General features: G+C 65.0%; 14 protein-coding genes. 4 read left to right on the top strand and 10 right to left on the bottom strand.

Annotated features, from left to right (window positions below; genetic code table 11):
• Positions 1–9: 9 nt before the first annotated feature.
• The 6 genes from deoC to BN973_RS05650 all read right to left on the bottom strand — a co-directional run bounded on the left by deoC (position 10) and on the right by BN973_RS05650 (position 4,246).
• Positions 10–678 (bottom strand): deoxyribose-phosphate aldolase, encoded by a 669-nt coding sequence (gene deoC / locus BN973_RS05675; protein WP_036466516.1) that lies wholly within the window; start codon positions 676–678, stop codon positions 10–12.
• A complete protein-coding gene (locus BN973_RS05670) occupies positions 675–1,088 on the bottom strand; it encodes a DUF2599 domain-containing protein (protein ID WP_036466515.1) in 414 nt (137 codons plus the stop codon). Before BN973_RS05670 ends, deoC begins: the two co-directional genes overlap by 4 nt.
• A gap of 4 nt (positions 1,089–1,092) precedes the next feature.
• On the bottom strand, positions 1,093–1,380 hold the full coding sequence (locus BN973_RS05665; RefSeq protein ID WP_036466514.1) for a DUF2516 family protein: 288 nt from the start codon (positions 1,378–1,380) through the stop codon (positions 1,093–1,095).
• A gap of 73 nt (positions 1,381–1,453) precedes the next feature.
• Entirely contained in the window at positions 1,454–2,062 is a 609-nt protein-coding gene (hbhA, locus tag BN973_RS05660; protein ID WP_036472076.1) for a heparin-binding hemagglutinin HbhA, read from the bottom strand.
• Positions 2,063–2,386: 324 nt separating this feature from the next.
• The gene (locus BN973_RS05655; RefSeq protein WP_036466512.1) at positions 2,387–2,794 is read right to left on the bottom strand and encodes a helix-turn-helix domain-containing protein; all 408 of its coding nucleotides are present in this window, start codon (positions 2,792–2,794) and stop codon (positions 2,387–2,389) included.
• An 87-nt stretch (positions 2,795–2,881) separates the two neighbouring features.
• Positions 2,882–4,246 carry a DUF445 domain-containing protein gene (locus BN973_RS05650; protein WP_036472075.1) on the bottom strand — a complete coding sequence of 455 codons (1,365 nt, stop codon included), beginning with the start codon at positions 4,244–4,246 and terminating at the stop codon, positions 2,882–2,884.
• Positions 4,247–4,383: 137 nt separating this feature from the next.
• On the opposite strand from BN973_RS05650, the gene BN973_RS05645 reads away from it, so the two are divergent.
• On the top strand, positions 4,384–5,085 hold the full coding sequence (locus tag BN973_RS05645) for a TetR/AcrR family transcriptional regulator (RefSeq protein WP_036466510.1): 702 nt from the start codon (positions 4,384–4,386) through the stop codon (positions 5,083–5,085).
• Between the two features lie 181 nt (positions 5,086–5,266).
• Entirely contained in the window at positions 5,267–6,130 is an 864-nt protein-coding gene (pcaA, locus tag BN973_RS05640; RefSeq protein WP_036466508.1) for a cyclopropane mycolic acid synthase PcaA, read from the top strand.
• A 29-nt stretch (positions 6,131–6,159) separates the two neighbouring features.
• On the opposite strand, the gene BN973_RS05635 is transcribed toward pcaA, so the two are convergent.
• From BN973_RS05635 to BN973_RS05620, 4 genes are all read right to left on the bottom strand, one after another.
• The gene (locus BN973_RS05635; RefSeq protein WP_036466507.1) at positions 6,160–7,020 is read right to left on the bottom strand and encodes a cyclopropane mycolic acid synthase family methyltransferase; all 861 of its coding nucleotides are present in this window, start codon (positions 7,018–7,020) and stop codon (positions 6,160–6,162) included.
• Between the two features lie 107 nt (positions 7,021–7,127).
• Positions 7,128–7,991 carry a 3-hydroxybutyryl-CoA dehydrogenase gene (locus tag BN973_RS05630; protein WP_036466506.1) on the bottom strand — a complete coding sequence of 288 codons (864 nt, stop codon included), beginning with the start codon at positions 7,989–7,991 and terminating at the stop codon, positions 7,128–7,130.
• A gap of 172 nt (positions 7,992–8,163) precedes the next feature.
• Complete coding sequence (gene aceA / locus BN973_RS05625; protein ID WP_036466504.1) at positions 8,164–9,450, bottom strand: isocitrate lyase; 1,287 nt, start codon at positions 9,448–9,450, stop codon at positions 8,164–8,166.
• Between the two features lie 263 nt (positions 9,451–9,713).
• Positions 9,714–10,508 carry an acyl-[acyl-carrier-protein] thioesterase gene (locus tag BN973_RS05620; protein WP_036466503.1) on the bottom strand — a complete coding sequence of 265 codons (795 nt, stop codon included), beginning with the start codon at positions 10,506–10,508 and terminating at the stop codon, positions 9,714–9,716.
• A 161-nt stretch (positions 10,509–10,669) separates the two neighbouring features.
• On the opposite strand from BN973_RS05620, the gene ramB reads away from it, so the two are divergent.
• Positions 10,670–12,094: an acetate metabolism transcriptional regulator RamB gene (ramB, locus tag BN973_RS05615; RefSeq protein ID WP_036466502.1), complete on the top strand. Its 1,425-nt coding sequence runs from the start codon at positions 10,670–10,672 to the stop codon at positions 12,092–12,094.
• Complete coding sequence (locus BN973_RS05610; protein ID WP_036466501.1) at positions 12,091–12,669, top strand: carboxymuconolactone decarboxylase family protein; 579 nt, start codon at positions 12,091–12,093, stop codon at positions 12,667–12,669. Before ramB ends, BN973_RS05610 begins: the two co-directional genes overlap by 4 nt.
• Position 12,670 lies beyond the last annotated feature (1 nt).

Here is a 12,670-nt window from a genome sequence, read left to right as displayed (position 1 = left end):
CACCGGGATTCAACCGAGCCCGTCGAGGACCGCCCGGGTCCCGGACAGGCCGAGCCGGGTGGCCCCGGCATCCACCATCGCGAGCGCGTCGGCGGCGGTGCGGATCCCGCCGCTGGCCTTGACCCCGAGGCGACCGCCGACGGTCTGCGCCATCAGCGCGACGGCCCGCACCGACGCCCCGCCCGCGGGGTGAAATCCGGTCGAGGTCTTGACGAAGTCCGCGCCGGCATCCTCGGCGGCCCGGCACACGTCGGTCAGCGTGCGCGGATTCGAATCATTCAGCAACACAGCCGATTCCACGATCACCTTGAGCACGACGCCGGGCACCGCGGCGCGCACCGCCGCGATGTCGGAGCGCACCGCGTCCAGCTCGCCGGCCAGCGCGGCACCGACGTCGATGACCATGTCGACTTCGCCGGCACCGGATGCCACCGCCGCCGCGGCCTCGGCGGCCTTGATCGCGGACACGTGCTTGCCGGACGGGAACCCGGCGACCGTGGCGACCCGGACCGCAGCGGCCGCGGCGGCGACCGGGACCATCGAGGGAGATACGCACACCGCATAGACACCCAGGGCCGCGGCTTCGGCTAGCAGTGCGACCACGTCGGCATCGGTGGCTTCGGGTTTGAGCAGGGTGTGGTCGACGAGCGCCGCCAGCTGTCCTCGACTGAGTGTCACGAAGGCGATTCTTCCGGACCGCCGGGATTGCAGCCGGAAGCGACCATCTCGGCGTCGTCGACGACGGGCCGCCATGGCTCGAGGTTCCAGCTGGTCTTGCCGGGTTGCGCTATCTCGGCGAGCTGCCAATGGCAGATGAATTGCGCACGCATGCCCGGGGTGTCGGCGCCGGGTGCCGTCGTCAGCACCTCGGCCCAGGCCTCGTCCGCCGCGCCCACGGTGCCGGGTTGTCGGGACGCCAGCCGCCCGGACGGCGTCGGGAAAACCCGCAGGCCCCACTGCGTCCATGCGGTGTGGTCGACGAACGGCGGCGCGGGGTCGACCGCCGCGGTGCCCGGTTCGGCCGACGCGACGCCCGTTGCGGGCACCGAGCCCAGCAGCGCGACAAGCGCGGCCAGCAAGGCCTTCATCGCGTCAGCGCGACTTGCCCTGAATTTCCAGGAGTTTGGGCCGCACGTCGACCAGATACACGCCCGCCGCGCAGGCCGCGATCGCCATTCCGAGCACGCCGAAAACGAAGCTCAGGATGGAGGTCAGCGCGACGGCCAGGCCCAGGATCACCAGCCAGACCGGCTTGGTCAGCTTCTCGGCGGCGGTATAGGCGTCGGGGCGCTGCATCGCAGCGTGTACGAACGCGTACACCGACATCACCAGGACGCCGATCTGCAAGACCAGCATGACGGTACCCACAAGGTGGCTCACGCCACTAAGGGTATGCGGGCGCCGTCGTAAACGTCGAATCCGAGTTGCCCCGAAGGGCAACTCGGCATTCGAACTACTTCTGGGTGACCTTCTTGGCCGCCGACTTCTTGGCCGGGGCCTTCTTGGCCGGGGCCTTCTTGGCGGGAGCCTTCTTGGCCGGGGCCTTCTTCGCCACTGCCTTGCCGGCCGACTCGGCCTTCTTGGGCAGCTCGATGCCGACCAGCTTGGCCGCACGCTCGCCGACCGCGCGGGTCTGGGTGGCGACGGTGCCCAGCGCTTCCTGGGTCAGCTCGACGGCCTGGTCGACGTAACCCTCGGCACGCGCGGTGGTCTCCTCGAACGGCCGCTGGCTGCGCAGCCGCTGCAGCGCGGCCTCGCCGCGCTCGACCAGCTCGTTGTAGCGGTTGGTCGCGGCGTCCAGGTAGCCCTCGGCCGCCTTGCGGAGCTCTTCGGGGGTGAAGCGCTCACGCAGCTCGGTGAACTGCTCCGGCAGGTCCTCCTGCAGCTTGGCGATCCGAGCGCGGCTCTCCTCGACGCGGCTACGGGTGTCGGTACGGGTGTCCTCGGCGCGGTCACGCAGGTTGCTGATGAGCTCGTTGACGGTCGCCAGGGCCAGGTCTGCCGCGCCCAGGGCCGCCAGCAACGGTGCCCGTAATTCTTCGATGTTCGAGTTTTCAGCCATGGTGTTTCCTTTCATGGTTGGTTGTCGTTCTCAGGGTTGTTTGAAGCGTTTGGTTTGGAAGTCGAGGCAAGCGTCGGCTCCTCGTGCGAGGAGTAGTCAAGACCCGCGGATTGACATGGCACGCGACTTGCCGGGAAACCTCCTGGTCGGTCGGGTCAGGTTGACGATCGAGTGGGTTTCAGCGCTGCGCCGCGCCGCGGAATAAGAGGGAATCAGTGGGAATCGGTGCATCCTTCCCTTCTGGTAACCCAGCGGCCGTTGGGATATGCGTCACCAACTAGTGCTCAGGCGTTATCGCAACTGAGTCGGCCCGGCCGGGCTATCTCACTCGTGGTTGTCGGATTCGGACGGACACTCCTCGTGGATCGGTTCGTTTTGCTGGGCAAAGGACGCGTAGATGTCGAGCAGAATCTGCTTCTGACGCTCGGTGATCGCCGTGTCGGTGATGATCGCGTCACGCACTTGGCTCTTATCGCTCGGCTCGAGGATCCCGGCCCGCACATAGAGGACCTCGGCGGAAACCCGCAGCGCTTTCGCGATCTGGCTCAGCACGTCGGCAGAAGGTTTGCGCAGTCCGCGCTCAACCTGGCTCAGATAGGGATTGCTGACACCGGCCAACTCGGCGAGCTGCCGCACCGAAACCTGGGCGAGTTCACGCTGGCTTCTGATGAAGCTGCCGATGTCGGACGCCGCGGTCGACACCTTGGCGGAGAGCGTCTCCTCCGGTGGCATTGCGTGCTCCTTGGGTCCGATGGCCGACCTTGACAGGTACCGAGCGTACGGACATGTGCTTGCATTTGCAAGCAGTAGTTAGCACCCCTAGAAAAACAGCTGCGCGATCGTGTAGATCACCAGCCCCGCCAGCGACCCCACCACGGTCCCGTTGATCCGGATGAATTGCAGGTCACGACCCACGTGCAGTTCGATCCGGCGACTCGCCTCCTCGGCGTCCCAGCGTTCGATCGTGTCGGTGATGATCGCGGTGATCTCCACGCCGTACTGAGACACCAGATGCTGTGCCGCCCGCACGATCCAGCTGTCGACCTTGTCGCGCAGCTCGGCATCGTCGCGCAACGACTCACCGATGCGAACGACGCTGTCCGCGATGCGGGTGCGCAGCGCGGAAGAGGGATCGTCGACGCCCTCGAGCACGAACCGCTTGAGCGTCTTCCACGCCGTCGCGGCCGCATTGGCGATCTCGTCACGCGCCATCAGCTGGTCTTTGATCGCGTCCGCGCGCGCGATGGTGTCCGGGTCATGTTGCAGGTCGTCGGCGAATTCGAACAGGAAACGGGTGGCCGAGCGGCGCAACTCGTGGTCCGGGTTGCGGCGCACCTTGTCGGTGAAGTCCATCAGCTCGCGGTGAATGCGGTCGCCGACGAGATGGTCGATGAACCGCGGCGACCAGGTCGGCGAATCGCGCTCGACCACTCGCTGGATGATCTCGCCGGCGTTCAGCGACCACTGGAAGGCCCGGTCGGCGAGCAACTGGATCAGGGCTTCCTGCCGATTCTCGGCGAGCAGCGTGGCCAGCACTCGGCCCGCCGGCGGCCCCCACTGCGGCTCGGCGATACGCCGGACGATCATCCGGTCGATCACCTGCTGGACGTCCTCGTCGCGCAGCAACTCGACGATCACCCGCAGCACCGTGGCGGCCTCGCTGGCCACCCGCTCGGCGTGCGAGCGCTCCGAGAGCCACTTGCCGAGCCGACCCGGCACCTGCGCGTCGCGCAGCTTGGTCTCGACCACCTCCGCCGACAGGAAGTTCTCCCGCACGAAGGTGCCCAGACCCTCGCCGAGCTGATCCTTCTTCCGCTTGATGATCGCGGTGTGCGGGATCGGTATGCCCAACGGGTGCTTGAACAACGCGGTGACCGCGAACCAGTCCGCGAGAGCACCCACCATGCCGGCCTCGGCGGCCGCGCCGACGTAGCCGACCCAGGCGCCCACGCTGCCGTGCGCCTGCGCCCATCGGCATGCCAGGAACACCACGGTGGCACCGACCAAAAAGCTCAGTGCCACCAACTTCATCCGGCGAAGCGCCACCCGCCGCGCAGCGTCCGCTTCCGGATCGGCTCCAGCGAATGATTCCGCGAAGGATGTACGAGTCCGGCCCGCCGCCGCCGGCGTGTTCGGCTCGGGCCGCGAAGCGGCCGAACCTGGTGCCTCGGCTCTATGTACCACCCCACCATCATGTATTGCTTGGGCCAGTTCGTGTTGCGACACCGCCGCCAAAGCCCCTCACAGATAGCCTCCTGTCCGCCAAACGGACCCCTCACGCCGTACTATCGAGAGCGTCTAGTGAATGGGAATCGTCGATTGTGACAGAGCAAATCCCGGCTGTAATCGTTAAGACGGACGGTCGCAAGCGGCGCTGGCACCAACACAAGGTGGAGCGCCGCAACGAGCTGGTCGACGGGACGATCGACGCAATCCGGCGACACGGCCGCTACCTCAGCATGGACGAAATCGCCGCCGAGATCGGGGTCTCCAAGACCGTTCTGTATCGCTATTTCGTCGACAAGAACGACCTGACAACCGCGGTGATGATGCGTTTCGCGCAGACCACGCTGATCCCGAACATGGCCGCGGCACTGACGTCCAATCTCGATGGCCTCGACCTGACCCGCGAGGTCATCCGCGTCTACGTCGACACCGTGGCGAACGAACCCGAGCCGTACCGGTTTGTGATGGCGAACAGCTCGGCCAGCAAAAGCAAGGTGATCGCCGATTCCGAACGGATCATTGCCCGGATGATCGCGGTGTTGATGCGCCGGCGGATGCTGCAGGCCGGAATCGACACCGGCGGCGCGGAACCGTGGTCCTACCTGATCGTCGGCGGCGTGCAGTTGGCCACGCACTCGTGGATGTCGAATCCGCGGATGACCAGAGACGAGCTGATCGACTACCTGACGATGCTGAGCTGGAACGCGCTGTGCGGAATCGTCGAAGTCGGCGGATCGCTGGAAAAGTTCCGCGAGGAGCCGCACCCCTCCCCGATCGCACCGCCCCGGGAGACGTAAACCCACCCTGGCGTGCAGCTCGTTTTGGGAATTGCGCCGGTGTCGTGTGACCCTAAGTGGCGGCCGCGCGCATGAACTGCGCCGGTCGAACCCGATAGCATGCAAAGGGCATGCACCGGAGTCGATGGGCCTCCCTCCCAAATCGCCCCCGCCTCCGGGATACAGAAAGGCTTCTTTCGTTATGGCCGTGCAGCTCACGCCGCAATTCGGCAACGTGCAAGCGCACTACGACCTGTCTGACGACTTCTTCCGGCTCTTTCTGGATCCCTCCCAGACCTACAGCTGCGCGTACTTCGAACGCGACGACATGACGCTGGAAGAAGCGCAGCTCGCCAAAATCGACCTGTCGCTGTCCAAGTTGAACCTGCAACCCGGGATGACACTGCTGGACATCGGCTGCGGCTGGGGCGCCACGCTGCGACGGGCCATCGAGAAATACGACGTCAACGTCGTGGGCCTGACGCTGTCGGAGAACCAGGCCGAACACGTCCAGAAGTCGTTCGATCAGCTGGACAGCACCCGCACCCGGCGGGTGCTGCTGGAGGGCTGGGAGAAGTTCGACGAGCCGGTGGACCGGATCGTTTCGATCGGTGCGTTCGAGCACTTCGGCCGCGCGCGCTGGGCCCGCTTCTTCGAGATGGCCTACTCGGTGCTGCCGGCCGACGGCGTGATGATGCTGCACACCATCGTGCGCCCCGCATTCAAGGAAGCCAGGGCCAAGGGCCTGCCGCTGACCCACGAAGTCGTGCACTTCACGCAGTTCATCCTGGCCGAGATCTTCCCCGGCGGCTGGCTGCCCACGCCGGCGCTGGTGGAAGAGCACGCCTGCGATGCCGGCTTCAAGCTCACCCGGATCCAGTCCCTGCAGCTGCACTACGCGCGCACCCTGGACATGTGGGCCGCGGCGCTGGAAGCAAACAAGGACAACGCGATCGAGGTCCAGTCGCAGAAGGTCTACGACCGCTACATGAAGTACCTGACCGGCTGCGCCAAGCTGTTCCGTCAGGGCTACACCGACGTCGACCAGTTCACGCTGGAGAAGTAAACGGGCCGGACATCAGTCCGGCCCGGCGGCTATTTCACACAGGTGAATTGCCCCACGTTGCAGATGCCCTTGCGGAAGAAGTTCTCGCAACCCGTGAGGTAGTGCATGTAGCGGTCGTAGATCTCTTCGGACTGGATCTCGATCGCCTTGTTTTTGTTGGCCTCGAGGTTGGCGGCCCACATGTTCAGCGTGCGCGCATAATGCGGCTGCAGCAATTGCACCTTTTCGACCGAGAATCCGGCGTCCGGCGCGAGCTTCAGCAGGTCTTCCACGGCCGGCAACTGTCCACCCGGGAAAATCACCTCGCCGATGAATTTCATGAATCGGATATCGGACATCGTCAATTTGACGCCGTTTTCATGCATCTGCTTCTGGGTGTAGGCCAGAATTGTGTGCAGCAACATCCGGCCGTCGTCGGGAAGGATGTTGTATGCGCGGTCGAAGAACGCGGGGTAACGCTCCGACTTGAAGGCTTCGAACGCGCCGATTGTGACGATCCGGTCGACCCGGTCCTCGAATTCTTCCCAGCCCTGCAACCGTATCTCGACGGTGCGCTCGGTGGGAACCTTGGCCATCCTGGCCTTGCTGTACTCGAATTGGTTGCGGCTGAGCGTGATTCCGATGACGTTGACGTCGAACTTCTCGACCGCGCGCTGCAACGCTCCGCCCCAGCCGCAGCCGATGTCCAGCACCGTCATACCGGGCTCGAGGTTCAGCTTGCCCAGCGCCAGGTCGAACTTCGCGTTCTGCGCTTCTTCCAGCGTCATGTCGTCACGCTCGAAGTAGGCGCAGGTGTAGCCCATCGTCGGGTCCAGGAACAATGCGAAAAACTCGTCCGAGACGTCGTAGATGGACTGCGACTCTTCGTAATACGGCCTGAGCTGCGTCATGCTATTTAGATACCTCTCGCCTTGGTGACCGCGGAAATGATACCCGACGCGGGCATACCGCTCCGACGACGTCAAAGCGCACGTCAGGGAAAATTTCGCTTTTCGGCTCAGTAGGTGTAGAAACCCCGACCCGATTTCTTGCCCAACATGCCCGCCTCGACCATCCGCAGCAGCAACGGCGGCGGCCCGTAGTGCGGCTCCTTGAATTCCTCGAACATCTTGTCGGCGATCAATTTGAGTGTGTCCAAGCCGACCAGGTCAGACAGTCGCAGCGGGCCCATCGGGTGCGACAGTCCGGCTACGACCGCCTTGTCGACATCCTCGACGGTGGCGAACCCCGCCTCCACCATCCGGACGGCCGAGAGCAGGTAGGGCACCAAGAGGGCATTGACCACGAATCCGGACCGGTCGGAACACCGGACCACCTGCTTGCCCAGCACCGCGCTGGCAAACTCCTCGGTACGCGCGGCGGCGGCTTCGTCGGTGACCAGCGTGCTGACCAATTCGACCAGCGGCAGCACCGGCACCGGGTTGAAGAAGTGCAAACCGAGCACCCGCTGCGGGTTCTTGGTGGCCGCCGCGATCTTCATGATCGGGATGCTCGAGGTGTTCGACGCCAGCACCGCGTCGGGGTCGGTGATCACTTCGTCGAGTTTCGCGAAGACCTCGGCCTTGACGACGTCGTCCTCGATGATGGCCTCGATGACCAGTTGACGGTCGGCGAGGTCTTTCAGGTCGGTGGTGAAGGTGAGCTGGCTCAGCGCGCGGTCCCGCTCGCGCTCGGTCACCTTGCCCGCGCTGACGCCCCGCTCCAGCGATTTCACGATGCGGTTTCGCCCCGCGGTGATCAGCGCCTCGGTGGTCTCGAAAACCGTCACGGCGACGCCGGCGCGGACCGAGACTTCGGCGATTCCAGATCCCATCTGACCGGCCCCGACAACCCCAACCCGCTGAATCCCTTTGTCGCTCACTGCATTTCTCCAGTCATATTGTCTTGCACCGCAATAGGCCCCGCCCGGGATCGCCGAGCGGGGCCTATGCTACTTCAGCCGCGAATTGTGACGGCCTCGGCTCAGTGGCTCATCCTCAGTGGCTGCGGTCGATGGTTTCACTTCGTCCTCGCGGGCTCAGGCCCGCTCGTCCTCAGTGAAACTGGCCCTCTTCGGTGGAGCCGGCCAACGCGGTGGTCGACGACGACGGGTCCACCGTGGTGGCGATGCGGTCGAAGTAACCGGCGCCGACCTCGCGCTGGTGCTTGGTCGCGGTGTAGCCGCGCTCCTCGGCCGCGAACTCACGCTCCTGCAGCTCGACGTAGGCGCTCATCTGGTTGCGGGCGTAGCCGTAGGCCAGATCGAACATCGAGTAGTTCAGGGCGTGGAAGCCGGCCAGCGTGATGAACTGGAACTTGAATCCCATTGCGCCAAGCTCTTTTTGGAACTTCGCGATGGTGGAGTCGTCCAGGTGCTTGCGCCAGTTGAAGGACGGCGAGCAGTTGTAGGCCAGCATCTGGTCGGGGAACTCGGACTTGACGCCCTCGGCGAACTTGGCCGCGAGCTCGAGGTCCGGGGTACCGGTCTCCATCCAGATCAGGTCGGAGTACGGCGCGTAGGCCTTGGCCCGCGCGATGCACGGCTCGAGGCCGTTGCGGACCCGGTAGAAGCCTTCCTTCGTCCGCTCACCGGTGATGAACGGCTGGTCGCGCTCGTCGACATCCGAGGTGATGAGGGTGGCGGCCTCGGCGTCGGTGCGGGCGATCACGACGGTCGGCACACCGGCGACGTCGGCGGCCAGACGCGCCGAGGTCAGGGTGCGGATGTGCTGCTGAGTCGGGATCAGCACCTTGCCACCGAGGTGGCCGCACTTCTTCTCCGACGCCAGCTGATCTTCCCAGTGCGACCCCGCGACGCCTGCGGCGATCATCGCCTTCTGAAGCTCGTACACGTTGAGAGCGCCGCCGAAGCCGGCCTCGCCGTCGGCGACGATCGGCGCCAGCCAGTTCGCCACCGACCGGTCACCCTCGACCTTGGCGATCTCGTCGGCGCGCAGCAGCGCGTTGTTGATGCGACGGATGACCTGCGGCACCGAGTTGGCCGGGTACAGGCTCTGGTCGGGGTAGGTGTGGCCGGACAGGTTGGCGTCACCGGCGACCTGCCAACCGGACAGGTAGATGGCCTTCAGGCCGGCGCGGACCTGCTGCACGGCCATGTTTCCGGTCAGGGCGCCCAGGGCGTTGATGTACTCCAGGTCGTGCAGCTGCTCCCACAGCACCTCGGCGCCACGGCGCGCCAGGGTGTGCTCCTCGACGACGCTGCCCTGCAGGGCCACGACATCCTCGGCGGTGTAGGTGCGGCTGGTGTCCTTCCAGCGGGGGTTGGTGTCCCAGTCGTGCTGGATCTGCTCGGCGCTCTTCGGGGTGCCAACGACAGACATTGGGCTTACTCCTTTGGTTCTGAATTCTGAGCCGGATCGCGCGTCTTGCGATGACTGAGGCTCGACTTCGCTCGTGTGCTGACACGACCATGGCACAGGCTGTTGATGCTGGTCCACCCATTTCCGTTGCCAATTTCGGCCACGAGAGCGCCTCGATTTTGCAAATTTTGCGAAGGTGTACGCAATCTGAACCGGTTCAGAAGCTACCCGCCAGTAACCAAAATCCGCAGGTCAGCCAGCGATTTAATGGGACGCTTGTCCGGTTAGAGATTGAAGAGCGCGGCGACCGCTTTCGTCTCGTCGCCGACCGCATATGTGAGCGTTGTAACAGGGCGATCGGTCAGCCCCGGACCGAATTTGTCGGTCGATCCGGCGGGATGGATGTGCGAGATGATCTCCAGCTTGTCGCCCAGCGCCACCGGCGCCTCGTGCTCGATGGTGATGCGCAGCGGCCCCTGCATCAACTCCAGGTGCGACGCCAGATAGTCCTCGATGACGCTCCAGTAGACCGAGTTGTTCATGTGGTCGAACAGGTCGATGTCGGTGACGCGGACTCCGAACTCGTGGATTTCGGTCGCGTCGTCGCGGCTGCCCGGCTTCAGGTAGCTATTCCAGCGCAGCCGATCGACCGACGTGGTCTTGTGCAGTCCCGCGAGGAAGTCGTCGGAGATGCGCGACGGCATCTGGGTCTCCCGATTGATGTTGATCCAGAACGCCTCGGATTCGATCAGGCCGCCCTTGCGCCCGTCGACGCGCACCCGCATCTCACACCACCGGTTCGAGGTGCCCGAACACCAGCGCCGACAGCGCAGCATGTCCTGGAATTCGATCGGTCGCAGCAGGTCGAGCATCGTGCGCCGGACGATCCACAGCGGATGGGTCTCCTCAAAGCCCATCTCGCGCAGCTGGTCCTGGCCGATGTCCTGGATGTGTCGGCACGCGGCGTCCAACCGCAACCGTCCGGTGCGGTCGATGTCGCCGACCCGCAGCGGCCACTCGCGGTCGAACACGTCTGGGTGACCGTCGGGCACCGGCATCATTGATTTGTCCAGGCTCACGACTCGCTCCCCATTGCCTTACCTGCGTTACCCCCGAGGTTTACCCCAGACCCCGGTGCGAATCATGCCAATGACGGCGGCAAACGCCAAACCCGACAAAGGCGCGTCACGGCTGCCAAGTCTGCGAACCCTTTCTTTGCAGCCCAGGTAGGCTGGCATAAATGTCCAAAACGTTCGTCGGATCACGCGTTCGCCAACTGCGTAGCGAGCGTGGGTTTTCCCAAGCCGCACTGGCCCAGATGCTCGAGATCTCGCCGAGCTACCTCAACCAGATCGAGCACGACGTTCGCCCGCTGACGGTGGCCGTGCTGCTGCGCATCACCGAGGTGTTCGGCGTGGACGCAACCTTCTTCGCCTCCCACGACGACACCCGCCTGGTCGCCGAGCTGCGCGAGGTGACGATGGATCGCGATCTGGACATCCACGTCGACCCGCCCGAGGTCGCCGAGCTGGTCAACGCCCATCCCGCCCTGGCCCGCGCGGTGGTCAACCTGCACCGGCGCTACCGGCTCACCACCGCGCAGCTGGCGGCCGCCACCGAGGAGCGCTACTCCGACGGCAGTGGCAGCGGATCGATCACAATGCCGCACGAGGAGGTGCGCGATTACTTCTATCAGCGGCAGAACTACCTGCACGAGCTGGACACCGCCGCCGAGGACCTGACGATCCACACCCGGCTGAACCATGGCGACCTGGCCCGCGAGCTCACCCGGCGGCTCACCGAGGTGCACGGCGTCCACATCAACAGGCGCATCGACCTCGGTGACACGGTGCTGCACCGCTACGACCCCAAGACCAAGACGCTGGAGATGAGCAATCACCTCTCGCTGGGCCAGCAGGTCTTCAAGATGGCAGCCGAATTGGCCTACCTCGAGTTCGGCGACCTGATCGACAGCATGGTCGCCGAGGGCAAATTCACCAGCGACGAGTCCCATACGCTGGCCCGGCTGGGGCTGGCCAACTACTTCGCCGCCGCCGCGGTGCTGCCCTACCGCCAATTCCACGACGTCACCGAGAATTTCCGCTACGACGTCGAGCGGCTGTCGGCGTTCTACTCGGTGAGCTACGAGACCATCGCGCACCGGCTGTCGACGATGCAGCGGCCGTCGATGCGGGGGGTGCCGTTCTCGTTCGTCCGGGTGGACCGCGCCGGCAACATGTCGAAACGTCAGTCCGCCACCGGTTTTCACTTCTCCTCCAGCGGCGGCACCTGTCCGCTGTGGAACGTCTACGAGACATTTGCCAACCCGGGCAAGATCCTGGTGCAGATCGCCCAGATGCCCGACGGTCGCAACTACATGTGGGTGGCTCGCACCGTGGAACGCCGCGCTGCCCGGTATGGTCAGCCGGGTAAAACCTTCGCGATCGGGCTGGGCTGCGAGCTGCGGCACGCGCACCGACTCGTCTACTCGGAAGGACTGGACTTGTCGGGAGACCCAGGCCGTTCAGCCACACCCATCGGCGCGGGTTGCCGTGTCTGCGAACGCGATAATTGTCCACAGCGGGCCTTCCCGGCGTTGGGCCGCGCCCTCGATCTCGACGAGCACCGCAGCACGGTGTCCCCGTATCTGGTGAAGCAGCCATGAGCGGCACGCAAGACGCCCACATCGCCCGCATCCCGTCGACCACGAAATTCCGCCGGCTGGGCCCGATCAACTGGCTGCTGGCCAAGGGCGCCGCCCGCAAGTTGCAGGCACCCGAGATGCATCTGTTCACCACGCTCGGTCAGCGCCAAGGGCTGTTCTGGGCGTGGTCGCTCTACGGCGGCCGGCTGCTGCGCGGCCGACTGCCCCGGGTGGACACCGAGCTGGTGATCCTGCGCGTCGCGCATTTGCGCTCGAGCGAATACGAGCTGCAGCACCATCGGAAGATGGGACGCCGATTCGGTCTGGACGCTCACATGCAGGCGACGATATTCGCCTGGCCCGATGTTCCGGACGGCGACGGACCCCGGGTGATACTGAGCGCCCGGCAGCAGGCGCTGCTGAACGCGACCGACGAGCTGATCAAGAACCGGTCCATCAGCGAGGACACCTGGCGGCAACTCGCGATGCACCTCGACCGGCACCGGCTCATCGAATTCTGCTTACTCGCAACGCAATACGATGGGTTGGCGGCGACGATATCCGCCCTGAACATCGAGTTGGACAACCCGAGATAGC

It is taken from the genome of Mycobacterium triplex (assembly GCF_000689255.1).
Taxonomy (GTDB): domain Bacteria; phylum Actinomycetota; class Actinomycetes; order Mycobacteriales; family Mycobacteriaceae; genus Mycobacterium; species Mycobacterium triplex.
This window is presented reverse-complemented; position numbering and strand designations above follow the sequence as displayed.